We start from the raw sequence: 26,098 nt of genomic DNA, 5'->3' as shown, positions 1-26,098 counted from the left end.
TGAAGCACGGGGTTCATTCATGCGCTGAAAACTAAACTCCTCCCAAGGTATCGTCAATAGTCTTTATCAGGTTTGCACGCCCCGTGCGCATGTTGTATGGACGCACAACCCAGACCGGTTCGGAGAGGGGAAAGCCTACATGTCCCATCTACAATCCGACGCATGCTGGCACCCTCGCCCTCGCCCTCGTCCTCTGCCTACCGACTCGAATCCGGGCCGGTCACGCTGTATGCCCAACTTGCCGGAATCCTCCGCGAACGCGTGAAGAGCGGCGTCTGGCCCAACGGCGCGGAGATCCCGACGCTCGAGGAGCTTGCTGCCGAATTCAACGTCGCGCGCGTCACGGTGCGCCAGGCCATGCAGATCCTCATGAAGGAAGGCCTGGTGTCCAGCCAGCGCGGGCGGCGCACCTTCGTCACCTACACACCGGCCGAAGACAAGAACCCCCTGTTCCTGTCGATCAACATGGTGTCGTCGATCACGCCGCGGTACGAGATCAACATCATCAGCCGTGACAACGTGCCCGAGGGCTATCTCGGCGACCCGTACATGGGCAAGGCTCGCGGTCCGTACATGCGCATTCGCAAGGTCGACTTCGAAAGCGGCGAGCCCTATTCGGTCTCGACCCATTTCATCTCCCTGCCGATCTACAAACGCTTCGGCAAGGTGGGCGAAGAACAGGTGAAGATCGCACGGCTGGTGCGCGACAAGTCGCGCGGCGCGCTTCACCTTTGCCACGAGCGTGTCACGGTGGACGCAGCCGACCTCGAGGAGTCGCAACTGCTGAAGTGCCCGCTTTCCGCGCCCGTCGCGCGCATCCGGCGGGTGTTCCTGGACGCCAAGGGCGACATCCTCTACTACGCCCTGCTCACCTTCCGCAGCGACCGCTTCGGCATCGAGCGGGACACGACGGAGATGATCAAGGCCGGTTGAGCTCTGAGGCCGCGCGCGCGCCTCAGCGGTTCTTCCACTGCGGTGGCCGTTTTTCGTTGAACGCCGCCAGGCCTTCGCGGGCATCCTGGGTCTGGATCATTGCGCTGATGGCCGTTTCGGTGAACGCCACGCGTTCCGGGAACGCCATCGCCTCGACCGCGCGCAGTGCATATTTTCCGCGCCGGTTGGCCATGGGCGATGCGGCAAGGAGGTCTTGCACGAGGCTGTCCACGGCGGCGTCGAGCTGGGCCGCAGGGACCACCTTGTTCAGCAATCCGATGGAGAACGCGGTCGCGGCGTCGATCGGCTTGCCTGTCATGCACATCTCGTTGAGAAAGCGCGCCGGAATGAGGTCGCGCAGCACGATGAGTATCTGCATCGGGAAGATGCCGACCTTCACCTCGGGCATTCCGAAGCGTGCGTCATCGACGGCGATGGCCATGTCGCACAGGCCGAACAGACCCATCCCCCCCGCCATGCAGACGCCGTTGATGCGGCCGATGATCGGGATGTGGCAGTCGTGCGCCGCCCGCATCAGGTCGGCCATCGGCAGCGTCAGCCGCGCAAAGTCCGGCTGGAAAGGCGTATCGCCAGGCGTCAGGTCGGCACCGGCGCAGAAGGCCTTGTCGCCAGCGCCGGTGAGGATGATGGCGCGCAGCGTCGTGTCCCTGGAGGCCGCGGCCAGTTCGTCGCGCAGGCCGAGGAGCACCGCATCCGTCAGCGCGTTGCGGCGCTGCGGCCGATTGAGGGTCAGACGCAGGATGCTGCCCTCGCGGGCCACCAGCAGATCGCCGTTGGCGCGGCTGCAATCCTTGTCGCTCGCGCAACCATCTTCATTCATCGAATACCTCCGTCTTGTTCGTGGATAGGGTGTGGGGCGACCCGGCGCGGCAGGCGCACTTGCGCCAGCGCATCCAGCGCTTCGGGCAGGCCGGGCTCGCAACGCAGCCCGCGCGCGGCGAAGGCGTCGCGGGCCTGGGCAAAAGTCATCTCGCGTTCGCCGGCGCCCGAGCAGAGCAAGCCGATCACCAGCGGCTTCGGCGGCGCGGCAGCATTCAGCAGCGCCATGATTCCCTTCACGACGCTGGCGACCGAGGTCGCGGCCAGGGTGAAGTACATCAGGATGGCGGTCACGTCCGGCCGGGCTGCACGCTCGAAGGCAATGCGCCCCAGCGTCTCGAAGACGTCCGCACCACTTCCGCCGGAAGCATCCGCGAAATTGGCCGCCGGCATGCCTGCGTCGGCCAGGATATCCAGGATGGCCATGCCGATGCCCGCGCCGCCGGCCAACATGGCAATCTCACCATCGAGCTCGACGAACGCGAAGCCGTTGGCCGCGGCGCGGCGCTCGAGCGCCGTGGCCTGGCGATCCGCCAGACGGGAGGAATACAGCGCCGGCCAGTCCAGGTGGCGGGCAGCGGCGTTGTCATCGAGCACCAGCTTGGCGTCCAGCGCCATCACCTCGCCGGAAGGCAGCACGGCCAGCGGATTGATCTCCAGCAGTTGCGCGTCTTCCTGGACGAATACGCGCCAGGACGCGCTGGCAAAGCGACAAAGCGCACCCACCGTTCGCCCTTGTGCGCCTGCCTGTGCGAAGAAGTGGATGAACTCATGGGCGGCCGGCACATGGCATGGCCTGAAAAGCAGCCTGCGCAGGGTGTGGGCCCGCGATTCGACCTCGACGCCACCCTGCATCGAAAATTGCAGGACGTAGTCCTGCGCCACGTCATCGATGCTCCAGCTGAAGTAGCACTCCTGCGCCGCTGCGATGGACTCCTCCACCAGGACACAGGGCGCATCGTGCCCTTGTGACCGCATCCGATCGCGCAGCAGGCTCAGTTGCGACGCGCCATCGTCGCCGACGGTCACGGGCAGGATGAGCCCGCGCTTGCCCCGTCCGCCTTCGGCGATCTGCGCCTTCAAGACACAGGGCGCCGGCATGGCGATGGCGGCGGATTCATCGGCGACGGTGCCGGCCGGCAGCGGCAAGCCGGCCCGGCGCAGCAGCGCCTTCGCCTCGAACTCGACGAGATTCATGCGGGCGACTCCAACGCAGTCGGCGCAGGCTGACCGAGCAGGCGCCCGGCGATCTCGACCACCTCGTCCGGGGACCTGGCGATATGCGCACCCGCCGCGGCGAGCGCATCGATCTTGGCGGCAGCGGTTTCGCGTTCGCTGCCGACCAAGGCGCCTGCATGGCCCATGCGGCGCTCCTTGGGAACATGGCGGCCGACTACCAGCGCCACCACCGGCTTCCCGGCACTGCGCACGGCGTCCAGCATGGCGTACTCCTTGGTGCCGCCGGGCTCTCCGAGATAGACCACCAGGTCGGTCTGCCGATCGGCGATGAACAGGCCGAGCCATTCGTGCGGATTGCGTCCGCACACCACGTCGCCGCCGATGTGCACGACCGAGCTCTGGCCAAGCCCGGCCCGGCTCAGCGCCCGGCAGACGTTCATGGTGAGCGTGCCGCTTCGGCCCATCACGCCGATGCGGCCTGGGCGTGTCATGCCAGGGGGAATGGCCCCGAGCACGGCCTGCCCGGGCGATGCCATGCCGCTGGAGTTCGGGCCCACGATCCACAACCCGGCTTCTCGCGCCTGCTGTGCGGCGCGCAGCACGTCATGCACGGGCACGAACTCCGCAGCCGCGAAAGCGAGTGTCAGGCCCGCACGCGCGGCCTCGTCCAGGGAATCACGCACGCCAGCCGCCGGCGTGAAGATGGCCGCGGCGCTTGCCTGTGTGGCCTTCACCGCATCCGCGATGGTGGCAAATACCGGCAGTCCCTCAATCTCGCCAGTGCGACCGGGCGCCACATGAGCCACCACCTGCGTGCCGAATCCACGCATCGCGCGCACCTGGCCGCCGCCATACGCACCGGTCGCATTGACGGCCAGGACGCGGGTTCCAGAGGTCAGCAAGATCGCCATGCCGCACAGCGCTCCATGAGTGAATCTTCGAGAAGTACTATTGACAGGACGATATGCTAACAGGAAACTCCAGGCTCGAAACACCCCTGCATGAAAGGAATAGTGATGGCAAACAAGGACACGCTGCGCATCGGTGGCGCCAGCGCCTTCTGGGGAGACAGCAACAAGGGCGTCGAACAACTGATCCAACGCGGCGACGTCGACGTGCTGGTGTTCGACTACCTTGCCGAACTCACACTCTCCATCATGGCCAGCGCCAAGAGCCGCAATGCGGAGCTCGGCTATGCAACTGACTTCGTGAAGGCCCTAGGCCCGCACCTCAAGACGCTCAAGCAGCGCGGGACCACGCTCCTGAGCAACGCCGGCGGCATGAATCCGCAGGCCTGCGCTCAGGCCCTGCGCGCGGCGGCGGACGCGGCCGGCGTGAGCCTCCGCATCGCGGTGATCGAAGGCGACGACCTGCTGCCTCATCGCGAGGAAGTGAGCGCCGCGGGTGTGCGCGAGGCGTTCTCCGGCGCGCCGCTGCCCGAAGGCCTGACCAGCATGAACGCCTATCTCGGTGCCTTCCCGATCGCGGCGGCGCTGCGCCAGGGCGCCGAGGTGGTCATCACCGGGCGCTGCGCCGACAGTGCCCTGGCACTCGCTGCACTCGTCCATCGCTTCGACTGGAAGCCCGGGGACTACGACCGTCTCGCGGCCGGCAGTCTCGTCGGCCACATCCTCGAATGCACGACGCAGACCACGGGCGGCTTGTTCACCGACTGGTGGAAGGTGCCCGGATGGGAGGACATGGGCTACCCCATCGCCGAATGCGAAGCCGATGGCACGTTCGTGCTGAGCAAGCCCGCGGGCACCGGCGGGCTCATCACCCCGCTGGTCGTCTCCGAGCAGATGCTGTACGAGGTGACCGAGCCGGCCAACTACCTGCTGCCGGACGTGACCTGCGACTTCACTTCGGTGACCCTCGAACAGGCCGACGCCAATCGCGTGCGCGTAAGCGGCGCGCGCGGACGGGCGCCCACGCCGACCTACAAGGTCAGCGGCACGTGGGTGGATGGCCATCGCCTCTCGACCACGCTCACCTTCGTCGGCAAGGACGCCGTCGCGATGGGGCAACGCGCCATGGACGCGATCGTCGCCCGCGCACGCCGGCTGATGGCAGAGGCCGGGCACGGAGACTTCAAGCGCGTGTGCATCGAGGTGCTCGGCAGCGAGCAGCCGTCCTTCGGCGCCCATGCCCGGTCGGACGCCCGCGAGGTGGTGGTTCGTCTGGCCCTCCATCACGACAACGCCAAGGCGCTGGAACTCGTGGCCGGCGAGATCGCCCCCATGGGCATCGCCGGCGCGCCCGGGACCACCGGCTTCAGCGGCCGCCAGAAGCCGCAGGCGGTGTTCCGGCTGTTCTCCTTCCTGTGGCCGAAGAGCCGCGTGCCTGTGAGCGTGGTGATCGACAAGGAGCGAAACGCGGTCGAGATCGCCTCGTCCGCACCCGAGTTCGTGCCGGGTGACGGCGCCCGCTTCTCGCTCGCGCCCTTGCCGGCAGGCGAAACCGTGACCGTGCCGCTGTCGGCCATCGCGGTGGCGCGCAGCGGCGACAAGGGCGACCGGGCACACCTGGCGATCATCGCCCGGCAACCGCGCTTCGCCTCCGTCATCGGCACGCAGCTGACCGAGGCCGCCATGCGTGACTGGTTCGATCACCTGGCGAAGGGCCGTGTGCACCGCTACGAGGTCCCGGGCATCCACGCCTACAACTACGTCCTCGACGAGGCCCTCGGCGGCGGCGGTGCGGCATCGCTGCGCAACGACCCGCTGGGCAAGACCTTCAGCCAGATTGCGTTGACCCACCCGGTCGACATCCCCAAGGCCTGGCTGCCGGAGATCGACCCCGGGTTCCAGGGAACGATCGCGTCCTGACCCATGGGCGCGACTGCTGCGGCCGCACCCGACGCGGCCGACGGCCCGCTGCGCCTGCGTCGGCGACCTGCTGGTGCTGCTGTCGGTGATGATGTTCGCCGCCGGCAGCGCCCTGGCACCTCGCGTGGCGCGCGATCTCGACACGCTGGTGCTCAGCGCCGGGCTCCATGGCATCGGCGCCCTCTTCCTGATGGGCCACACCGTGTTGTTCGCGAGCCCGTCGTTCACCGCGCGCTGGGCGCCCAGGCGCCTGCCTGCTTGAAAAAGCCGAAAGCGTCATCCCCGCCGGAACCGGGATGACGCCTTTCTTTGCGCGCGAGTGCGGCTTACATGACGCCCATCTCGGTCAGCATCTTCTCCATGGCCGCCTGCGTGCCGCGAAACTCGGTCGCGCCTGACATGTCGCACACCGTATCGAAGCGCATGGCGACCATCTCCGGCGTGACCGCCTGGTTCGGGTCGAACTGGACGCCCGGCGCCTTGTGCACTTCCAGCTTCGCGACATGCCCACCGGCGACAGCGAACATGCCGCTGTTGGAGGTGCAGCCTTCGCTGGCCAGGAACAGCACGGCCGGCGCGACCAGCTCGGGGCGCAGGAACTTCTCCATCTTCGGCCAGAGCAAACCTTGGCTCATGCGGGTGGTCGCCGTCGGAACGATGGTGTTGGTGAAGATCCCCTGCTCGCCATACTCGCGCGAGATGCAGTTCATCAGCCCCACCATGCCGGTCTTTGCCGCGCCGTAGGCGGCCTGTTCGGCAAAGCCCACCAGTCCCGAACCCGAGCTGGTCAGCACGATGCGGCCGTAGCCGTGGCGCTGCATCGCGGGCAGGGCCGCGCGGCAGCAGTACAGGGACCCCATCAGGTGCACGCCCACCTGCGCATCGACATCGTGCACCGCCGCCTCGCCCAGCCTGGCCATCTTCAGGTTGCCGGCGTTGTTGATCAGGACATCGAGCCGGCCGAAGTGCTGGACGGCCGCCGCGACGATGCGCTCGGCCCCTTCGGCCGTGGCCACGCTGTCGTAGTTGGCCAGCGCCTCGCCGCCCGCGGCGCGGATTTCGGCGACCACGCTGTCGGCGGCCTGGCTGGAGCCGCCCTGCCCGATCACGCTTCCGCCGAGATCATTGACCACCACCTTGGCGCCGCGTTCGGCAAGCTGCAGGGCATAGATGCGGCCGATGCCCGTGCCGGCGCCGGTGACGATGGCCACCCGGCCATCGAATCGAAGGGTCATGGCTTCGTCGGGGTTGGGTGATGGGTCGGGCATGGGCTCACTTGTAGAAAAGGTTCGGGAGATACATCGACAGGATCGGGAAGGCCGCGATGATGAAGATCCTCACGATATCGGCCACCGCAAAGGGTGCGATCCCCTTCACGATGGTCTTGATCGGTATATCCGGCGCGAACGAGCGGACGACGAACAGGTTCATCCCGACCGGCGGCGCGATCATCCCCAGCTCGCACAACACGATCACCAGCACGCCGAACCACACGCCGTCATAGCCCAAGCCCGTCACCACGGGGAAGAACAGCGGCACCGTCAAGAGGATCATGGAGAGCTCTTCCATGAGCGCACCCAGGACGATGTAGATCACGCAGATCACGGCCACCACCTGGAAAGGAGAGAACCCGTGGTCCTTCACGAGCGAGAGCACCGCGTTGTGCGCGCCCGTGCGGTTCAGGAATTCGGTGAACACCAGCGCGCCGATCAGCAGGCCAAAAATCACGGCGGTGGATCGCGCGGTGTCGAGCAGGACTTCCTGCAGCAACTTGACCGACATCTTCTTGCGGGCCACGCCGAGCGCGAATGCGCCCATGGCGCCGATGCCCGCAGCTTCAGCCGCCGTGAACAGGCCGCTGTAGATGCCGCCCAGCACCAGCCCGAAAAGGACCAGGATGGGCCAGATCGCCAGCACCGCGCTCAGCTTCTCTGCGCGGGTCGATCCGGTCGAGGGAGGTGCACTCGACGGATTGCGCCAGACGGTCCAGCGGACGGCCAGGATGTACCCGATGATGCCCAGGAAGCCCGGAACCAGTGCCGCCGCATACAGCTTGCCGATATGGGTCTCGGTCATCACACCGTAGATCACCAGCAGCACGCTGGGCGGAATGATGATGCCCAGCGTGGCGCCCGCGGCGATGGTCGCGGCGCTCAGCCGGTCGTCGTAGTTGAACGACCGCATCGAGGGCAGCGCCACCTTCCCCATCGTCACCACGGTGGCGACACTCGAGCCGCACACCATGGCAAAGCCGCCGCAGGACAGCACGGTGGCGCTTGCCAGGCCCCCGCGCTGCCGTCCCAGGAAGGCCTGTGCGGCGCGGTAGAGCTCCTTGGACACGCCGGTGCCCGCGACCAGGTTGCCCATCAGGATGAACAAGGGAATGACGACCATCGAATACGTCATCGCCGCTTCGCGAGTGGTCAGCGCCAGCATCACGAACGACTGGGTCCAACCGGCGGTCAGGCCGAAACCGACGACGCCCGTGAGCCCCAGTGCCACCGCAATCGGGACGCGCATGAAGATCAGCACGAATGAAAACAGGAAACCCGCGCTTGCTGCGTACATGGTGGCTCCGAGAAGTTATGGACTGAAGGTTGCAAGCGTCAGACGACGACGGGCTCATGCGCGGGTTCAGCATCGGCCGCCAGATCCGATCTCCGGTTCCGCGGAACGATCGCAAGCAGCGAGGCCACCGAAACGATCCCGGCCATGATGGCCAACCCATAGAGGACCGGACCGACCGGGATTTGAAGCGCAGCGGTCCTGTCGCCATAGCCGATCGCCCTGTTCGCGAGAATCCAGCACTGCCAGGCGATCAGGCCGAACATGATGGATGCCAGCACGCAGGCGAACGCGTCAAGCGCCTTGCGCACCATGGGGCTGCAGACCTGGTCGATCAGGTCGATCACGATGTGTTCGTTGCGCCGAGCGACTTGCGGCAGCATCAGGAAAATGACGAGCGCCAGAAGAATTTCGGTCAGTTCGGAGGCCCCCGTGAGCGGCTTGTTGAACAGATTGCGTCCGGCCACGTCGACAAAGGTCAGGAGCATCAGGCCGAACAGCAGCACTGCTGCCAGGTTCACTGCCGCGCGTTCGATTCGGTGATACATGGCGTTGTGCCCTTTAGCGGGACTGGACTGCGGCGCGGAACTCGGCAAGTGCGGCGGCCGGATCGGCAACGCCCTTCTTCTTTGCCTTGGCGATCCACTCGTCCTCGATGGGGCTCAGCGCCTTGCGAAGGCCCTCCGCCAATGCCGGGTTGGCGCGCTCCAGGACGTACTTGGCTTCCTTCATCGCATCGATGCTGGACTGGTCGGCCGCCGCATAGGCGCGGCCGATCTTCGCCGCCAGTGCTTCACCGGACACGCCCATGATCGCGCGCTGGTCGGCCGGCGAGATCGTCTTCCACTTGTCGCCGTTGACGATGACGGCGAGCGAGGAGTTGAACAACCCGCCCGGAACGAGCAAGCCGTAGTGCAGGAGGCCCACCGAGTTGGTCGACTTCACCGTCTCCTGCAGCATCAGGCTTCCGTCGATGGCGCCTGTCGACAGCATTTCGAAGGCTTCGGTGGACGACTTCAGGATCGGCACCGCACCCAACAGCGTCAGGGCCCGCGTGCCGGTGGCCGAGGCGCTGCGAAGCTTCATGCCCTTGAGGTCATCGACGCTCTTGATCTGCTTCTTCGACGTGAAGATGTGTCCCGGGGCTATCGTGAAGATGCTCATCACCTCCACGCCCTTGAATTCGTTGGCGCTCGCGAAGTGCTTTCGGTACACCCGGTCGAACGCCGGGGACATGATGGTCGGATCCTCGCCGAGGAAGGGAAGCTCGCCCATCTCCGCCAACTCGAATCGGCCCGGGGTGTAGCCCGTCACGATCAGGCTGAGATCCGCCAGGCCGTCGCGAACCACGTCGAACTGCGTGGGCGGCGTGCCGACGGTCTTGGGCAGCATCTCGATCTTGACCCGGCCCTGTGTCGCCTTCTCGACCTCGGCCATCCAGGGAATCACGGCGGTCGTATTCAGCCAATGCGTGGGGGGCAGCCACGAGGAGTACTTCACGACGACTGGCGCCTGGGCCTGCGCCAACGCGGTAGTGGCCGCAAGAAGCAGACCGATCGCGGCAGTCCGAACAATTGTCTTGAGCTTGTGCATCTGTTGTCTCCATCGACTGTCATGTCCCGTTGGGGGCGGGCGTCTGGGGGTTGTCGTCGCCGCGGAAAATCCGCCCAGCCAATCTACGCCTTTGCCTGTTTACCTGTCAATAGTACTTGTCATGGCTGGAGAGATCGAAGTTGGAGGTCGGCTACGCGCACCGTGAGGCCTGCAAACTCTTCGCGCATCACGCGTGCCGTTCACTGGCCGATCATCGGAACGCCGAGTGCCTGGTGCCGCGCGACGATGTCCGCACGGAACTCCGCCAGCACCGCCTCCGGATTGGCCATGCCCTTCTTTTTCGCCTTGGCGATCCACGTTGCCTCGGCGTAGGACAGCGACTGCTTGATCTGCTTGTAGAAATCGCCCTCGGCGACGATCACGGTCTTGCCCGCCTGCTTCATCGCCGCGACGGCATTCGCATCGGCCTTGCTATAGGCCCGTCCGACTTCCTTGGCCATGGCCTCGCCCGAGATCTTCGTGATGGCTTCCTGGTCCTTCGCGGAGATCGCCTTCCACTTGTCCTCGTTGATCGCCAGCGACAGCACGGAGTTGTAGATGCCGCCCGGAATGATCGTCAGGTTGTTGAGGGTGTTGACCAGGCTGAAGCTGACCACGCCTTCCTTGCTCAAGAGGGTTCCGTCCAGCACGCCGGAAGACACGAGCTCGTAGATTTCATTGGTCCCCTTTTGCACCGGCACCGCGCCCAGCGCCTGCACGGCGGGGCTGTTGGCAGCCAACGAGGTACGGAGCTTGACGCCCTTGAAGTCCTCCATGGACCGCACCGGCTTCTTCGCGGTGTAGACGTGTCCGGCGGCCGTGGTGAAGATGCTGACGATGTGCACGCCCTTGAACTCGTTGTACTTCGCGAGCTGCTTCGCATAGAGCTGCGCGACGGCAGGCGCCATCACGTTGGGCTCGTCGGCGACCAGGGGAAGCTCGGCCATCTCGATCAGGTCGAAGCGTCCTGGAGAGAACCCGGGGACGAACACGGCCATGTCCGCCAGGCCATCACGAACCACGTCGAACTGCGTCGGCACGGTGCCGACCATCTTCGGCAGGATCTCGAACTTGACGCGTCCCTCGGTGATCTTTTCCACCTCGGCCATCCAGGGTACGAAGACCTCGGAATGCATCTGGTGCTTGGCAGGCAGCCAGTTCGAGTAGCGCAGGATCGTCTGCGACCAGGCCGGGGCGGCGCTCGCCAACGAGATGGCGAGGCAGAGCGCGAATTTTTTCATGTGATGTCTCCTTTCGTGGTGGGTCGATGCGGCGTGGGCGCGGGGCTAACGAGCGCGTTCGAACGCCCGCTGGCGTGCGGCAATGTCGGCCTTGAAGTCGGCGAGGACGGCTTCCGGATTGGCCATCCCCTTCTTTTTGGCCTTCGCGATCCAGGTCGCCTCCGCAGGCGACAGCGCCCGGCGGATGGCGGCCAGGAACTCGCCGTCTGCCGTGACGACGTTCGCCCCCGCGGCCTTCATCATCTGGAGGCCTCGCTCGTCGGCGCGGCTGTAGGACTCGCCTATCGCCTTGGCCATCACATCGCCCGAGATCTTCGTGATGGCATCGCGATCGTTCGGGGCGATGGTGTTCCACTTGTCTTGGTTGATCGCGAGCGCCAGGATGGAGTTGTACAGACCGCCGGGGACCAAGAGCATGTGGTTCAAGGTGCCGTTGACCATGCTGAAGCCGGCCGGGCCTTCCTTGGTCCACAAGGTGCCGTCGACGACGCCGCTGGTCACCAGTTCGTAGATCTCGTTGGTTCCCTTCTGGATCGGCACCGCTCCGAGCGCGATCATGGCCGGGCCGTTGCTTGCCAGCGAGGTGCGCAGCTTCAGCCCCTTGAGGTCCCCGATCGAGCGCATCGGCTTCTTGGCCGTGTAGATGTGTCCGGCAGCCGTCGAGAAGAGGCTCACCATGTGCACACCCTTGAACTCGTCGTACTTCGCCAGGTGCTTCGTGTAGAGCGCATTTGCCGCCGGCGAGATGACGGTGGGTTCGTCTGCCAGAAGCGGCAGCTCCGTGACCTCGATCAACTCGAAGCGGCCGGGAGAGAACCCGGGGACGAACACCGCCATGTCGGCCAGCCCGTCGCGGACCACGTCGAACTGCGTCGGCACGGTGCCCACCAGCTTCGGAAGGATCTCGAACTTGACGCGGCCTTGCGTGATCTTTTCGACCTCGGCCATCCAGGGAACGAAGACTTCCGCGTGCATCTGGTGCTTGACGGGCAACCAGTTCGAATACCGGATCAGGGTCTCAGCAGTGGCTGGAAACGCTGCCGCCAGCCAGAGAGCGGCAGCCAGGACCATGGGCTTCATGGATGTCTCCTTCCCCTCTCGGGGGTATGCTTTTTTTCGCGTTGGGCCGCGGCGAGGCGCCGAGCGGAAAGTGCTGAACAACGCTCAACCGAGGGTGCCGGTACGTGGTTCCCGGTCTGCCAACGCGGCGTTGACCATGGGCATGACACGCGTGGCCATCAGCTCCATCGAACGGCGCGCCAGCTTTGTGTCCATCCAGTCGGCACCGACATAGAGAACGGTGCCGAAGCCACCCAGGGCATCGTGATGGGCGAGCAGCTTCTCGGCCACCACCTCGGGCGTTCCGCTGATCGTCAGCGTATCGACCAGGTACTGCGCGTCGATCGCCGAGTCGGGCAGCTTCAGGTCCGGCTTGAACAGATCCATCCGGCCGTTGAAGACGAAGCGCGTGCGCAAGCTCTCCCAGCGCTGCCCGTAAGGCCCGTCCGCGCTGCCGCCGTAGCGCTTCGCCGTGGCGGCATCGTCGCCGACGAAGATGTTCACCGCGACCCGCCAGTCCTGGCGGTCGGCCACGCGGCCGACGTTCTGGCAACCCTTCTCGTAGAGCGGCCAGTGCGTTGCCTTCCACACGCCTTGCAGCATGTCGCCGGTGATCGGCAGCCAGCCGCGTTCGGCCGCGGCGACGATCCCCTTGGAATACGGCGCCACCACGGTCGCGAAAATGTCCGGTATGCGGTTCTGGTAGGGCCTCAACATGACGCCCTGTCCCAGTTCGCGCACAAAGGTGCGATCCGTCCGGATGTTCCAGTACTTGCCTTCGCGCACGATCGGCGGCTCGTCCTGCCACATGGCCAGGATGTGGTCGATGGACTCGACGAACATCGCCGTGCGGTCCTCGTCCAGGTTGCCGAAGGCTTCGGAATCCGACTTGAGTCCGCCCGGCCCGATGCCCAGGAGAAAGCGCCCTCGAAGGAGGTTGTCCAGCATGGCCACCTGCGCCGCCACCGCCACCGGATGGTTGTTCGGCAAGTTGACCGTGCCGCTGCCCAGGCGGATCTGCCTTGTATCGGAGGCCAGCGAGGCAAGGAACATCAGCGACGAGCTGATCGGCTCCGAGAGGTCGGTCACATGCTCGCCAACGAATGCTTCCGTGAACCCCAGCTGATCCGCCAGGATGATCGCCTGGCGATCCTCATCCAGGGTGTCGGGGTAATTCCGCGACAGCGGATGAAGGGGCATCGTGAAAAAGCCGAGGTCCATGGAAGAAAGTCTCCGTTGCGATGAGGGATGCCGTTCAGCGCGCCGTCGCGACACTGGGCTTCACGGACTCCTGGCGGAACTCGTTGAGCACGGCCATCGGGTCGGCAATGCCCTTCTTCTTGGCGCGCTCGACCCACTCGGACTCTTGCGGCGCGAGCGCCTTCTTCATGTCCGCCATCAGCGCAGGGCTGGCCGTCTCGACGACGTACTTGGCCTGCGTCATGAGTCCGACGGCTTCCTTGTCGGCCTCGACGTAGGCGAGGCCCATGTGACGGGCCATGGCTTCGCCCGAGACTGACATGATGGCCTTGCGATCGGCTTCCGGGATGGCCTTCCACTTGTCGGCGTTGACCACCACGGCCAGCACGGCATTGAAGACCCCGCCAGGCACCAGCGTGCCGTACTTCAGCAAGTCGACCGCGTTGCCGGACTTCACGGTCTCCTTGAGCATGAGGCTGCCGTCGATCGCGCCGGTGGACAGCATCTCGTGCGCCTCGGTGAACGACTTCAGGATCGGCACGGCGCCCATCAGCGTGAGCGAGCGGGTCGATGTCGCGCCCGGGCTGCGCAGCTTCAGTCCCTTGAGGTCGTCGAAGGTCTTGACTTGCCGCTTGGTGGTGAAGATATGACCGGGCGAGATCGTGAAGATGCTCAGCACCTCGACGCCCTTGAACTCTTCGGCCTTGGCGAAGTGCTTGCGGTAGATGCGGTCGAACGCAGGGGACATCGTCGATGCGTCATCGCCGGCAAAGGGCAGCTCGCCCATCTCCGCCAGGGGAAAGCGCCCGGGTGTGTAACCGGCAATCACAATCGACATGTCTGCCAGCCCGTCGCGAGCCACCTCGAAGGCACTCGCCGGCGTGCCGACCGTCTTGGGCAGGGTCTCGATCTTCACGCGGCCCTGGGTTGCCTTCTCGACCTCGGCGATCCAGGGGTTGATCCCTTTGCTGGTGAACCAGATGGTCTGTGGATGGTAGGACGAGTACTTCAGGACGATAGGCTGCGCGGCAGCCTGTGCCGCCGCCATGATCGGAGTGGCAGCCGTGCCTGCGGCCAGGACGAGGCCAAGAAGGGACGATACGATGCGCATGCGGATGTCTCCTGACTTAACAATGGGTCAATAGGACTTTTTATGGGACTTCTCGGGCTCGCCGTACCAAGTGATGTGAGCCGCCTCCTCGACGCGAAAACGTCAGATGGCGAAAGAATTATTAATAGGACTTGGGGCTTTGTCAATCGAGGGAGTCCCCGCATCTGCGTCATGACGCCAACCCGGCCTAGAATGGTCCGATGCCCATCTCGGTCTTCACCCACTTCCGCCTCGACGCTGCCATGCGCGTCATGCGCGCGAGCGTGCTTCGGGTGGCCCGCGCAGAGGGCACCAAGCCGTGCGGGCAGCACGTGTCGGCTGCACCCTCCTCCGCCCGGCGATCCCCCTTCTCCCTTCTTTAGCGCAACCATCGATCGCCGGGCCCCAGCCCCGCGCATTCGCGAGCGCCTTTGCCTTGTGCAGCGCGTCCGCCATTCGATTGGAGTGCTTCATGTCCACCACGCTTCTTCTCGGCGAGCGCACGCTCACCGAACTCGATCACGCCCGCCTCGCCAAGCTGCTCGACACGTCCCCGCATCATTCGATACTCGAGGCCCTGCTCGAGTCCGCCGACGTGATCCGCTCGCGCGAGGTCCCGTCTGACATCGTGACCATGTATTCGCAAGTGACGGTCGTCGACGCGCGCTCGGGCGAGCGCCGCAAGCTTGTGGTTTGCTATCCCCACGACGCCGATCCTGCATCGGGGTTCGTCTCGGTGCTGTCGCCCGTGGGCATCAGCCTCATCGGCCTGCGCCTCGGCGCCACGGCGCACTGGACATTGCCCGGCGGCGCCGAGGGCAGCGCCCGGGTGACCGAGATTTCGTTCCAGCCCGAAGCCAGCGGCGACTACACGACCTGATCGCCTCTTGACGGCCACACGCGGCCGCAAGCTGCAAATTCAATCGAGCGTCGACAGGAACTCCGCGATGTCGCGCGCGTCCTGCTCGGTCACGCCCATCTCCGGCATCGCCGTGCGCGGATCGACCTCGTGCGTGCGGCGCAGCCAGCGCACCATGCTGTCGGGCGTGTTGGCGAAGCGGCCACCGATCATCGTGCGGCGCGCGATGCCATCGAGTGGCGGGCCGACATGGACCGAAGACCCCGTGATGCCGGGAATGCTGTGGCACGCATTGCACGCGTACTGGTGCAGCGCTTGCGCGCCGCGCCGCGCGTCGCCCAGTGTGCCGCTCGTCACTGCTTCGCCCGGGCCGCAGGTTGCCGGCCCCTCCGTCTGCTCGGCATAGTCCCGCGCCGTCAGGTCGGGCAGGCGCTCGAGAAACGCGACCACCGCCCACAGGTCCTCCTCCGCGAGGCGGTATTCCCAAGCCGGCATGCCGCTCATCTTGATGCCGTGCTTCGTCACCCAATAGAGCTCTCGCGACTTCCAGTGATGGCGCGCATCCACCAGCGGGCCGGGCAGCGGCTGCATGCTCTTGCCGATGTCGCCCTGCGCCACCCCGGGGCCACCGTGGCATTGCTGGCACTTGGCGCGGAAGCAGGCCGCGCCGCGCATCACCAGTTGCGGGTCGTCCAGCCGCGGCACCTCGATGGCACGGGCACGCAGCCGGACTGATTGGCGCATCGCGGTTTCGAGCACCGTATGCACCGGCTGGATGTGTTGGGATGTCGCCGCCACGTTGTAGAGCCCGCCGTACACCACCGCTGCCGCACCGGCCGCGGCGACGAGGCCAAGCACCGCGGACGTGAGCAGGACGGTCTTGAAGGTTCGCATGGACTGGCGGCATTGTCCGACGCACAACAGCGCCGCACTGTCGGCGCAGCGCCAATTCCCACCCCCAGAATGCCCGCCATGGCCCTCTCGCTGGACCGCCACGGCCCACGGACCGCGCTGCTGCTGGCGCTGGTCCCGTTGGCGCTGGCAACCGGCTGCGTCAGGGAAAGCGGTCTGCCCTACGCCGATGCCCCACCCGCGCAGCGGCTGCGCGGCCAGGCGCTGCTGGGCCAGTACCAATGCGGCAGCTGTCATGCCATCCCCGAGGTGCCTGCGGCCCGCGGAAGAATGGGACCGGCGCTCGCGAGCTTCGGCCGACGCAGCTACATCGCGGGCGAGGTGCCGAACCGGCCCGACCTGCTGGCGCAGTGGATCGTCCAGCCGAAAGCACTGGTGCCCGACACCCTGATGCCGGCGATGGGCGTCTCCCCCGATCAGGCACGCGACATGGCCGCCTACCTGCTGGCACTCGAATGAGCGGCGTTCACGCACAGTCAGCCTTGCACGCGGCTGGGCCGGTGGCCGAGACGCTGTTAGGCGTGACCGGCGTGCTTGTTGCGGGCGCAACGCTGATCTTCGCGGGCGTCATGGCGCTGCTCGCACTCGCGGTCCGCCGCCGCCGCGGGCGGGTGAATGCGCGCGGGTGGGTGCTCGGAGGCGGCCTGGCCTTTCCGGGCGCCGTGCTCGCCGCCCTCTTCGTCTACAGCGAGTGGCACAAGCCGCCCTGGCGGGTGGCGCCGCCCAGGGATGCGCTGATCGTCGCCGTCACCGGACACATGTGGTGGTGGGAGCTGCGCTACCGCGACCCGGCCACCGGCCACGAGGTCGCGGGTGCGAACGAGCTGCGCATTCCGGTCGGCCGGCCGGTGTACCTCGCGCTCGCCAGCGCCGACGTGATCCACAGCTTCTGGGTGCCGGCGCTCGGCGGCAAGATGGACATGGTGCCGGGTCGCATGCAGCACCTGCAGTTGCAGGCCGATCGCCCGGGACTCTGGCGCGGCGCCTGCGCCGAGTACTGCGGCGACCAGCATGCGCGCATGGCATTGCAAGTCGTGGCCGAACCGCCCCCGGCCTTCGATGCCTGGCTCACGATGCAGGCACGACCGGCCGCGCCACCGGCGACGCCCGCGCTCGAGCGCGGACGGGACGCCTTCCTCGCGCACCGCTGCAATGCCTGCCACGCCGTGCGCGGCGTGAGCGAGGAAAGCCGCCTGGGGCCTGACCTCACCCACGTGGGCAGCCGCCTGTACCTGGGTGCCGGGCTCTTGCCGAACGATGCCGATGGCCTGGCGCGCTGGGTGGCGCACACGCAGCAATTGAAGCCCGGCGCGCGCATGCCTTCGTCACACGAGCGCATCGACGAGAACAGCCTGCAGGCCATCGCCGCCTGGCTGGCGCAGCTGAAATGAGCGAGGAGATGAGCGAGCTGCCCTCCGCCCTTCCCCGGCCCGCAGGCGAACGCGAGGCGCTCGAGCGCGCGTGGCAGGCGCCGCAGGGCTGGAGGGCGCTCTCGGCCGTCAACAACACGCGCATCGGGGTGTACTACATCGCGACCGCGATGCTCTTCTTCGTGCTGGCGGGTGTGCTCGCGCTCGTGATGCGCGCGCAATTGGCCGTGCCCGACAACGCGCTGGTGGAGCCGCGGACCTACAACCAGCTCTTCACCATGCACGGCACGGTGATGATGTTCCTCTTCGCCGTGCCGATCGTGGAAGCGGTGGCGGTCTACCTGCTGCCTGGCATGCTGGGTGCGCGCGACCTGCCCTTTCCGTGGCTGTCGGCCTATGCCTTCTGGGCCTATGCCATCGGCGGGCTGGTCTTCTTCTGCACGCTGTTCTTCGGCGAGGCGCCCGATGGCGGCTGGTTCATGTACCCGCCACTCACCGGCAAGGAGTTCTCGCCCGGACGCGGCGCCGACTGGTGGCTGCTGGGCATCGGCTTCATCGAGATCTCGGCCATCGCGGGCGCCATCGAGCTCATCATCGGCATTCTCTTCACCCGCGCGCCGGGCATGACGCTGATGCGCATGCCGGTCTTCGCCTGGGCGATGCTGGTCACGGCGCTGATGATCGTCTTCGCCTTTCCCGCGGTGATCGCCGCGACCACGCTGCTCGAACTGGAACGCGCCTTCGACTGGCCCTTCTTCATCGCCGGGCGCGGCGGCGATCCGCTGCTGTGGCAGCACCTGTTCTGGTTCTTCGGGCATCCGGAGGTCTACATCATCTTCCTGCCCGCCGCGGGCATGGTCTCGATGATGATCCCCGCGCTCGCGGGCACGCGGCTGGTGGCCCACCGCGCGATCGTGGCCGCGCTTGCCGGCGTCGGGCTCGTGAGCTTCGCGCTCTGGATGCACCACATGTTCGCCGCGGGCGTAGGTGACCTGGCGATGACGGTCACGTCGGCCGCGAGCTTCCTGGTCGCGATTCCCAGTGGCGTGCAGGTGTTCGCGTGGATCGCGACCTTGTGGCGCGGCGAGGTGCGGCCGAACACGCCCACGCTGTTCCTGCTGGGCTTTCATTTCATCTTCGTGCTGGGCGGCCTGACGGGCGTGATGGTGGCGGTTCTGCCCTTCGACTGGCAGGCGCATGACAGCTACTTCATCGTCGCCCATCTGCACTATGTGCTGATCGGCGGCATGGTGTTTCCGCTGTTCGCGGGCTTCTACTATTGGGCGCCCGTCTTCAACGGCCATCGCCTCTCGGAGCACTGGGGCCGCTGGGTCTTCGGCCTGATGTTCGGCGGCTTCAACCTGGCCTTCTTTCCCATGCACATCGCGGGCCTGCTGGGCATGCCGCGGCGCGTCCACAGCTACCCGGGCGACCTGGGCTGGAACGCGCTCAACCTGTTGTCCACGGCCGGCGCCTTCGTGCTGGCTGCCGGCGTGCTGCTGTTCATCGTCGACGCGGCGCGCACGCTGCGACGGCCGGAGAAGGACCACGGCAACCCGTGGCGGGCCGGCACCCTCGAATGGCTGCCGTTGCGCGAGTACGGTGTGCGGAGCATCCCGCAGCTGGTGTCGCGCGAGCCCTTGTGGGACCAGCCGTCGCTCCCTCGGGAGGTCGAGGATGGACGGCATTGGCTGCCCGGCACCGTTTTCGGCGGCCGCGAGACGCTGGTCACCAGCATCGTCGATGCGCGCCCGCTGCACCTGCTGCGCCTGCCCACCGACGGCTGGTGGCCGTTGCTGGCTGCCATCGGCACGGCGGGCTTCTTCCTGCTGCTGACCGTCGAGCTGGCGGTTGCCGCCTTTGCTTTTGGGGCGGTCGCGATCGTGGCGGTGCTGCGCTGGCTTTGGGCCACGGACCTGCCGCCGCCGCGCCCGCATGCCGAGGTAGCGCAAGGCGTGGAGCTGCCCGCGGGCAGCCGCCGCCTCGCCGACTCGCATTCGCGGTGGGCCACGCTCGTCCTCGTGGTGGTGGACATGACGGTCTTCGCCTCCTTCGCGTATGCGCATGTGCATGTCGCCATGGCGGCCGACACGTGCCCGCCGCCCGGCGCTGCACTGCCGGCCTTGCGCTGGCCCTGGGCGTCGGCCGCGCTGCTCGGCATCGGTTCACTGCTGATGGCGACGGCGCCGCGGCGGCTGCGCGGCGCCGACCCGCAGGGCCAGCGAATGCTGCGCCTGCAGGTGGCGCTCGCCATGCCATGCGTGGCGGGTGCCTTCGGCATCGACCTGTTCGCGCAGGCGCAAGCCGGCCTGAACCCGCAGGCGCAGGCCTGGAGCGCCACCGTTGCGATGCTGCTCGCCTACCAGGGGCTGCATGTGGCGGTGCTGATGCTCATGGGCGGCTACCTGCTGGCGCGCTCCTTGACCGGACGCCTGCAGCCGCAGGCGCGGTCGACGCTCGACAACGCGCTACCCCTCTGGCATTGCGCAACTTTGCAGGGCCTCGTCGGCCTGCTTCTCGTGCAGGGCTTGCCGCTGCTGCTGGGCTGAAGGCACCCGACCTCACGCTGGCCGACATGCGGCGTCGGCCGCAGCCCACACGGCACGCGGTGCCGCCGCGCAGAGTCGAGCCATGCCATCGACAAGGAGGACCATCATGGCCACCAGCAGCATCTTGGGCGGCGAGCACGCGCCGGCGGAGCCTCGCGGCACCGACGTGGATTCGCTCGGTCCGAGCGACACCAGCGACAGCGGCAGCGACGTGCAGACCGACGGCAGCCGCAGGGCCGTGCCCGACGGGAGCGCCGAAGGCGCGCTGCCCATCTCGCACGACAGCGACTCCGATTCCACGGGCACCGGCGAGCGTGCGTCGGCCGACACCACGGCGTCATCGGACGATGCCGACATCCTGCCCGACCGCATCGGCACCGTGCCCTACGACGTGGGCGACGTGACGGATGCGGTCGACGACCCGGCTGCCGCGACGGCCGGTGAGTTGGCCGGGGACTCGGACGACCTCGACGACGACGTGGGCGACGACGAGGAAGATGGCGAGGACGGCGGATCTGCCCCGCTCGGCCGCGCGGTGCCGGTCAGGCGCGGCTCCTGAAGAGAGTTCAGCCTTCGACGCCTGCCAGCAGATCCTGCGATTCGTCGTCGAAGCCGGACACCGGCTGCGCCTTGGCCAGCGCCATCCAGACGCTGAATGGCAGGCGCGGCTGGGCGCGGTGCACGGCCGCGCGTGCCACCACCAGCCGCGCGCCTTGCGCGACCAGCACGCCGCATTCCGGCGGAACCTCCTCGGGCTCGCCAATGGGCCGGCCCTTGGCATCGCAGCCCAAGACGTACCAGCACTCGCCGCCCACATCGAGGTAGGCCGCGCGCTTGTCGGGCTTGCGCAGGTCGCCGAGCAGATCGGCGCGGCTGACCTTCACCTCGTGGACGACGGGTTGCGCATAGGCCTCCACGCTCGTGTTGCGGATCGAGAACACGTCGGGCCGTGCGAGGCACCAGCGTGGCTTGTCACCCTCCTTTGCGGCCGGTAGCCGTGCGCGCAGGCTCAGCCCGCGCCACGCGACCCGCCCGGCGCGCGTCATCTCGCGCGCAACCTGCTCCACCAGCGCTTCGTGCCGCGAGAGCGCCGCGCGGTTGACGACCAGGCTCCCTGCGATGTGGGCGATGCCGGCATCGCTCACGCGCAGCGTCTCGTGGCCCTGCGGCCAGCGCACGCGCTCCAGCAGGCCGGCGGCCAGCAGTTCGACCTCGATCTCGTCGCAACAGGGCCAGCCGGCCGAGCGGTACATCTCGCGCAGGCGCCGCGCGTGGAGGCGGCCGAGCGCTGAAGCGCCGGGCGGCGGGTCGGCCACCGGCGCCGGCGCGCCGGGCTCGGTCATCGGCGGATCGGCCGCCGGCGGGTCTCCCTCGGGCGGAGGTGAAGGTGCGGGAGGCGGTGAAGGCGGTATCGGCAGGTCGGGTGCGGGGGGCGGCGGGCCGATGGGGGCTTCGACGGCGGAGCGCTGCGGGGCGAGTGCGTTCATGTCGCTAGGGTAGCGAAAAGCGAGGGACTCGACGATGCCTCGGGCCCGGTGTTACGGGCAGCACGACGGCGATGACAACGACGTCGCGGAAACAATTCCCCAAGTTCTCGAAGGTGCCTTTTCGAAGGTATTTCAGAGGTGGACAAGGGCGGCATCGGTTCGTGAATTATGAAAACTTCGATTCCCGGACACATTTGTGATTGCGGCGCCTACCGATGCAAGCACGGTTAAATCTGTTTAATTCTGGCTAATTCTGACGAAAAGCGTTTGGTATTATTTACATTGAATTCCGAACCACGCTTCATTAAAGTGCCGGGCTGGCGCGACGGCGGCCCTAACTCTTGCACACCTGCATCCGGGAAGGACAGAGACATCAGAGCGGCACCATCAGGCCAATCAATGATGAAAAGTAACACTTCGATATTGGAACGATATGAGTACTAAGCAAGGCGAAGGCGCCGCCATCTTTGGGGCAGTTGACGGCATGATCGCGGCGCACAATCTCGTGAGCGTGCTCGAGCTTTTCGGCGAAGGCTTTTCGGCACGCCGCCCACCGCATCGTCATGGCCTCCACACAACTCTCGCACGTGCGGCAGAGCTACGACGCCTAAAAGAATGCATCTGCAGCACTCTAGGGCCGCAGAGCCGGCTAAAGCCGTACCTGGATGCCATCGAGTTCACCATCGACAAAACCGGGCTGCACTTCGACGCAACCGCGCTCGAGGGTCTCCTCGATCAGAAGAGAGCCGCCAATGAGCAAGAGGCCCTCACCGATCTGCTGGATCTCAACTGCTTGGCGATGCCGCTTTTGGATGCAGTGGGCTTCGACAGCTTTCTTGTTCTGCATCGTTGGATCGACGCGTAGATGATGGATGAACTATAAATTAATTAGACCATTTTTTCGATTTGTTCACTATGACTTATTTTTTTTGGTCCTGCAATACTGCCGCTTTCGGAATTCCTTAATTTAACTGGGCGCGAATTATCAAATTTCCCCATTTCGTGTTATTGCCTTTTTTGGCCGCTGCTCTCGGCGAGGCTTGCTCAGGCAAACACAAAGAGGCAATCGTAGAAATTTCTCCCGAATTTACAAGATAAAGTCAATTAAATCCAAACTTGCAACGCCCGTGGTGGACGAAGCCATCAAGTCGAGTCCCTCCAAAGTCATTGTCTATGCATGCTCATCCACTCCGCCCCGCAAAATTATCCAGTTCGAAAGAGAATTCTCAGCGAGATCAAAAAGCTGAACTAATTTTGGTGGTTTCGAAAAGTGATTGCGCCGTCGAATAGAGATTTCGACGATGTTTTGTCTATTGACAAGCAATTTGAGTGTTGCACTGTTGTTTGTGGCAGCAGTTGCAGTTCATGGAATCGTTGCGAAATTCTCCAATAGCGGAGGGCCAGGAGCGCTGAATATTGTCTTTTTGACATTTTTGGCTTTATACATCACATGGAGGAAATATGTCATTTAATGGGAAAGAACTCGTGAAGGATGCGGCTCTATGGGTCGCGGACAAGGCACAGGAGCCAGCAAATAGCTTCACAACGGGTTGTAGCAAAGGAGAAATGGTCTTTAAGAGCGGCACCACCGTCAACGGCAACCTCATCGCCCAGAGCGCCTGCTTCACCCGCGAGGTCGATGGGGTGCAGGTCAACCGCACCGTCGGCGCGATCGACCTCGAATCGAATCCCTTCTATCGCGGGTTTACCGTGGCCGTGCCGCTGACCGAGCAGGCCAGGTCCCTGCCCCAGATGCAGGGCTCGGGGCGTGCTCGCGACTTGGCCGAAGCGGTCCGCCTGAGCCAAACCTTCAAGGCCCGGCTCCACTTCAAGGAATGCTATGTGGTCTGACGATGTTGTTACCCCCAATGACGAATCCTCTGAGCCGCCGAACCGTAGGTCGTTGGCAATGGCGTGGATCGCATTCGCAGTCATCTTGACGATCATGTTGTGCTTCGCAGGATTTATCGCTTATCAGCACTACTTGCGCGAGCCTTCACGCAATGTGATCAAAGTCAATGTTGATCATGGGCAAACGAGGCATGTACTTTATTTAGATCGAGGCTATTTGAAAGATCCAGACGCGCCGCCGGAAGACTACGTTGTCTTGTATGCCGCTTATCCCAGCATGTTGCCTTGTGCTCGCAACAACGTGCCTGGCAATCATTGCATGCACATTCTCATCGCTCCTGAACATAGAGGTACGCACGGCGAATTCATTGTCGAGCGATGGAGGATCAATAAGGATCGCAGTGACCTTGGACCGGGATTTGACCGCTATGTTGGAGAAGAAGATGGCTATCAAATTTATGAGGGATTGCTCAGTCAAAAAACGGGGACAACCATTCGAACTCGAATTTTTAATGATGAGAATGGAAATCTGGTGGCGGATAGCTACTATGCAGAGGCCAGATTTCTTTCCGGCATCCCCGTTCGCTATGGTTCAGCCGAAGGATACGGAACCACACCAAGAGAAATGCATATTTGGATAAAGAATCTTTTGAAAAAACTGACCAACGAAATCAAGCAATAGGAGAGGAAAAATGACCACTGCACTCAATCTGACGCATCATGAACTTGTTGATTTGACCTTGATGAGAGATCAAGGCCGCTATGCGGAGGCTTATGAATACATGCGAGGAATCGTCGATGGTGCTCGATCATCGGAAATCGACGCTACGCGTTCAACTGAACTTGGAAATCTATCGACATGGCTAGATCGTGCAGCCAGCATCAATGCCAATGATGGCTCGTTTGCGAGTGAGTTTGTCCGCGGCGCGACCTCCGGAATTCGAGAGCGTCTGACCGGCGAGCCAATAAGCGATGATGAATTTCAACGAGTTTCGGACGGATTGGCTCGCAAAGTTCTTGAGGATGTCATCCGTGATCGAGGCATTCCCTCCGCAAAAGAAATCCTCGCGAAGGATGTCGACAGTGCAGTGCAAGATACCGGCGCGGGAGGATTCGGCTTGCCTAACTGGGGCTGGGCCGGCACATGGGGCGACTGGATATGGTCACCGATTGGGCTCGGCGAGGACTACGTCTCCATCGACGGCAAGTCCGTGCGCGACTACGCGGAGAACTGGGGCAAGTCGTTGGGTTCCCAAGGCGATGGCTTTTCGCGCTGGCTACGGACGCGTCTCAATGACGCCCAAGACCTCGGTGGTGACCCCTTCACCGGCATGCCATGGCCCGGTGTCGATCGGCAGGTGGACCAATACTTCGACAACGCCCGCGCCTGGCGCCAACCCGTCGATCCCCTGATGCTCGACCTCGACGGCGACGGCCTCGAACTCAAGCGCGCCGACGGCTCCATCCTCTTCGACCACAACGCCGACACCATTCGCACCGGGACCGGCTGGATCGACGCCGACGACGGCATCCTGGTTCGCGACCTCAACGTCTACGGCACCATCGACTCCGTCCGCGAACTCTTCGGCATCGACACGTTCAAGTCCGATGGCAAGAACGCGCTCAACGGCTTTGATGCCTTGGCCGACCTGGACAGCAACGCAGACGGCCAGCTCAATGCCGCCGATCTCGCCTTAGGTTCCTTGCAGGTCTGGCGCGACCTCGACCAGCACGGCATCGCCGACGCAAGCGAACTCTTCAGCCTCGACGCCTTGGGCATCAGCCGCATTGGCGTGGTCGGCAGCACCACCAACGCCACCGGCGGCAACAGGTTCATAAAGGGAAGGGCATGAGAGCGTTTTTCTTTTCTTTTGGATTCATTTGGACACTTGCATCAGTTGGATCCGTTGTTTTGGGGCCCTTTGTTGGACTGAATAGATCAAAAATCAAAGAGGAGCTCAAGGATTTCTATTATCAAACACCCGTTGCGCATTGGAAAAAAATCCCAGTTCTACTTCTATTTTTTATTTCTCTGATTGGGTTGATTATTCCCATTGCATATCCATTAATTGGATTTGCTGTAGGTGCGGTGTTTTTCTGTCTTTCATTGATGGAGTAAAGAAATGAGTTTGGTTGGAACAGGGATCAAATTGGCGCTCGGGCAGCTCAAGAGGCTTGCAGCGCAAGCTCCGGGAACAGCTGGGATCGGAGTGTTGGGCGCGACGGTCGCCGGTGAAGTCACTGCCGGACAATCACTGGGTGACGAAACCAATATATACATTCCTATTTATGGCCCGGCAGGAATTGACTCTGGCGTCGTTGGTTATACCGCTGCAACGGTCGGCTTTCTCGCAGGCATGGGTACGATTGCAGCGCTTGCTGCCGGAGTTCCCGTTGCGGCCGGGGTTGGTGTGCTAGCTGTGGGAATAGGGGTTGTTGCAGCAGCAGTCAACCCAGCATTTCAAGAACATGTTTTTGATATCGCTGATCACATTCGTGATTACTTGAATGAAAAAGTCGCGGATGGAACTATTCCGACTGA

At 64.6% G+C, this 26,098-nt stretch carries 25 protein-coding genes; 12 read left to right on the top strand and 13 right to left on the bottom strand.

Annotated features, from left to right (window positions below):
• Positions 1-162 precede the first annotated feature (162 nt).
• Entirely contained in the window at positions 163-933 is a 771-nt protein-coding gene (locus G3W89_RS13755) for a GntR family transcriptional regulator (protein WP_162574605.1), read from the top strand.
• A gap of 22 nt (positions 934-955) precedes the next feature.
• Here G3W89_RS13755 and G3W89_RS13750 read toward each other — a convergent pair whose 3' ends face one another.
• The 3 genes from G3W89_RS13750 to G3W89_RS13740 are packed head-to-tail and all read right to left on the bottom strand — an operon-like array spanning position 956 to position 3,863.
• On the bottom strand, positions 956-1,774 hold the full coding sequence (locus G3W89_RS13750) for an enoyl-CoA hydratase-related protein (protein ID WP_162574604.1): 819 nt from the start codon (positions 1,772-1,774) through the stop codon (positions 956-958).
• A complete protein-coding gene (locus G3W89_RS13745) occupies positions 1,771-2,970 on the bottom strand; it encodes an ATP-grasp domain-containing protein (RefSeq protein WP_162574603.1) in 1,200 nt (399 codons plus the stop codon). The genes G3W89_RS13750 and G3W89_RS13745 overlap by 4 nt, the downstream gene beginning before the upstream one ends.
• Entirely contained in the window at positions 2,967-3,863 is an 897-nt protein-coding gene (locus tag G3W89_RS13740) for a succinate--CoA ligase subunit alpha (protein WP_162574602.1), read from the bottom strand. Before G3W89_RS13740 ends, G3W89_RS13745 begins: the two co-directional genes overlap by 4 nt.
• A gap of 105 nt (positions 3,864-3,968) precedes the next feature.
• On the opposite strand from G3W89_RS13740, the gene G3W89_RS13735 reads away from it, so the two are divergent.
• Positions 3,969-5,780 (top strand): acyclic terpene utilization AtuA family protein, encoded by a 1,812-nt coding sequence (locus tag G3W89_RS13735; protein ID WP_162574601.1) that lies wholly within the window; start codon positions 3,969-3,971, stop codon positions 5,778-5,780.
• Positions 5,781-5,868: 88 nt separating this feature from the next.
• Complete coding sequence (locus G3W89_RS13730; RefSeq protein WP_162574600.1) at positions 5,869-6,042, top strand: hypothetical protein; 174 nt, start codon at positions 5,869-5,871, stop codon at positions 6,040-6,042.
• 64 nt (positions 6,043-6,106) lie between these two features.
• Here G3W89_RS13730 and G3W89_RS13725 read toward each other — a convergent pair whose 3' ends face one another.
• The 8 genes from G3W89_RS13725 to G3W89_RS13690 form a co-directional block, all read right to left on the bottom strand.
• The gene (locus G3W89_RS13725) at positions 6,107-7,048 is read right to left on the bottom strand and encodes an SDR family NAD(P)-dependent oxidoreductase (RefSeq protein ID WP_162574599.1); all 942 of its coding nucleotides are present in this window, start codon (positions 7,046-7,048) and stop codon (positions 6,107-6,109) included.
• Positions 7,049-7,052: 4 nt separating this feature from the next.
• Positions 7,053-8,348, bottom strand: coding sequence for a TRAP transporter large permease (locus G3W89_RS13720; RefSeq protein ID WP_162574598.1), 1,296 nt, complete (start codon positions 8,346-8,348; stop codon positions 7,053-7,055).
• A gap of 38 nt (positions 8,349-8,386) precedes the next feature.
• Positions 8,387-8,893: a TRAP transporter small permease gene (locus G3W89_RS13715; RefSeq protein ID WP_162574597.1), complete on the bottom strand. Its 507-nt coding sequence runs from the start codon at positions 8,891-8,893 to the stop codon at positions 8,387-8,389.
• A 13-nt stretch (positions 8,894-8,906) separates the two neighbouring features.
• Positions 8,907-9,938, bottom strand: coding sequence for a TRAP transporter substrate-binding protein (locus tag G3W89_RS13710; protein WP_162574596.1), 1,032 nt, complete (start codon positions 9,936-9,938; stop codon positions 8,907-8,909).
• 200 nt (positions 9,939-10,138) lie between these two features.
• Positions 10,139-11,179, bottom strand: coding sequence for a TRAP transporter substrate-binding protein (locus G3W89_RS13705; protein WP_162574595.1), 1,041 nt, complete (start codon positions 11,177-11,179; stop codon positions 10,139-10,141).
• 45 nt (positions 11,180-11,224) lie between these two features.
• The gene (locus tag G3W89_RS13700) at positions 11,225-12,259 is read right to left on the bottom strand and encodes a TRAP transporter substrate-binding protein (protein WP_162574594.1); all 1,035 of its coding nucleotides are present in this window, start codon (positions 12,257-12,259) and stop codon (positions 11,225-11,227) included.
• Positions 12,260-12,343: 84 nt separating this feature from the next.
• Positions 12,344-13,459 (bottom strand): LLM class flavin-dependent oxidoreductase, encoded by a 1,116-nt coding sequence (locus tag G3W89_RS13695; RefSeq protein WP_162574593.1) that lies wholly within the window; start codon positions 13,457-13,459, stop codon positions 12,344-12,346.
• Between the two features lie 34 nt (positions 13,460-13,493).
• Positions 13,494-14,549 (bottom strand): TRAP transporter substrate-binding protein, encoded by a 1,056-nt coding sequence (locus G3W89_RS13690; protein ID WP_162574592.1) that lies wholly within the window; start codon positions 14,547-14,549, stop codon positions 13,494-13,496.
• Positions 14,550-15,000: 451 nt separating this feature from the next.
• Here G3W89_RS13690 and G3W89_RS13685 point away from each other — a divergent pair, with 451 nt between their 5' ends.
• Positions 15,001-15,408 (top strand): GreA/GreB family elongation factor, encoded by a 408-nt coding sequence (locus G3W89_RS13685; RefSeq protein WP_162574591.1) that lies wholly within the window; start codon positions 15,001-15,003, stop codon positions 15,406-15,408.
• Between the two features lie 39 nt (positions 15,409-15,447).
• Here G3W89_RS13685 and G3W89_RS13680 read toward each other — a convergent pair whose 3' ends face one another.
• Positions 15,448-16,281 carry a c-type cytochrome gene (locus G3W89_RS13680; protein ID WP_162574590.1) on the bottom strand — a complete coding sequence of 278 codons (834 nt, stop codon included), beginning with the start codon at positions 16,279-16,281 and terminating at the stop codon, positions 15,448-15,450.
• 78 nt (positions 16,282-16,359) lie between these two features.
• Here G3W89_RS13680 and G3W89_RS13675 point away from each other — a divergent pair, with 78 nt between their 5' ends.
• From G3W89_RS13675 to G3W89_RS13660, 4 genes are all read left to right on the top strand, one after another.
• Positions 16,360-16,758 (top strand): c-type cytochrome, encoded by a 399-nt coding sequence (locus G3W89_RS13675; protein WP_162574589.1) that lies wholly within the window; start codon positions 16,360-16,362, stop codon positions 16,756-16,758.
• Positions 16,755-17,690, top strand: coding sequence for a cytochrome c oxidase subunit II (locus G3W89_RS13670; RefSeq protein WP_162574588.1), 936 nt, complete (start codon positions 16,755-16,757; stop codon positions 17,688-17,690). The genes G3W89_RS13675 and G3W89_RS13670 overlap by 4 nt, the downstream gene beginning before the upstream one ends.
• 8 nt (positions 17,691-17,698) lie before the next feature.
• Positions 17,699-20,218 (top strand): cbb3-type cytochrome c oxidase subunit I, encoded by a 2,520-nt coding sequence (locus G3W89_RS13665; protein WP_162574587.1) that lies wholly within the window; start codon positions 17,699-17,701, stop codon positions 20,216-20,218.
• Between the two features lie 106 nt (positions 20,219-20,324).
• Positions 20,325-20,777: a hypothetical protein gene (locus G3W89_RS13660; protein ID WP_162574586.1), complete on the top strand. Its 453-nt coding sequence runs from the start codon at positions 20,325-20,327 to the stop codon at positions 20,775-20,777.
• A gap of 7 nt (positions 20,778-20,784) precedes the next feature.
• Here G3W89_RS13660 and G3W89_RS13655 read toward each other — a convergent pair whose 3' ends face one another.
• The gene (locus G3W89_RS13655; RefSeq protein ID WP_162574585.1) at positions 20,785-21,705 is read right to left on the bottom strand and encodes a hypothetical protein; all 921 of its coding nucleotides are present in this window, start codon (positions 21,703-21,705) and stop codon (positions 20,785-20,787) included.
• A 433-nt stretch (positions 21,706-22,138) separates the two neighbouring features.
• On the opposite strand from G3W89_RS13655, the gene G3W89_RS13650 reads away from it, so the two are divergent.
• The 4 genes from G3W89_RS13650 (at position 22,139) to G3W89_RS13635 (ending at position 25,409) form a co-directional block, all read left to right on the top strand.
• Entirely contained in the window at positions 22,139-22,570 is a 432-nt protein-coding gene (locus G3W89_RS13650; RefSeq protein ID WP_162574584.1) for a hypothetical protein, read from the top strand.
• Between the two features lie 701 nt (positions 22,571-23,271).
• Positions 23,272-23,556, top strand: a complete 285-nt coding sequence (locus G3W89_RS13645) for a hypothetical protein (RefSeq protein ID WP_162574583.1) — start codon at positions 23,272-23,274, stop codon at positions 23,554-23,556.
• Entirely contained in the window at positions 23,546-24,238 is a 693-nt protein-coding gene (locus G3W89_RS13640; protein ID WP_162574582.1) for a hypothetical protein, read from the top strand. The genes G3W89_RS13645 and G3W89_RS13640 overlap by 11 nt, the downstream gene beginning before the upstream one ends.
• A 10-nt stretch (positions 24,239-24,248) precedes the next feature.
• Positions 24,249-25,409, top strand: a complete 1,161-nt coding sequence (locus G3W89_RS13635) for a hypothetical protein (RefSeq protein ID WP_162574581.1) — start codon at positions 24,249-24,251, stop codon at positions 25,407-25,409.
• Positions 25,410-26,098: the final 689 nt, after the last annotated feature.

This window comes from Variovorax sp. PBL-H6, from assembly GCF_901827155.1.
GTDB lineage: Bacteria > Pseudomonadota > Gammaproteobacteria > Burkholderiales > Burkholderiaceae_C > Variovorax.
The sequence above is the reverse complement of the archived record's forward strand: the minus strand, read 5'-3'. Positions and strand labels throughout refer to the sequence as shown.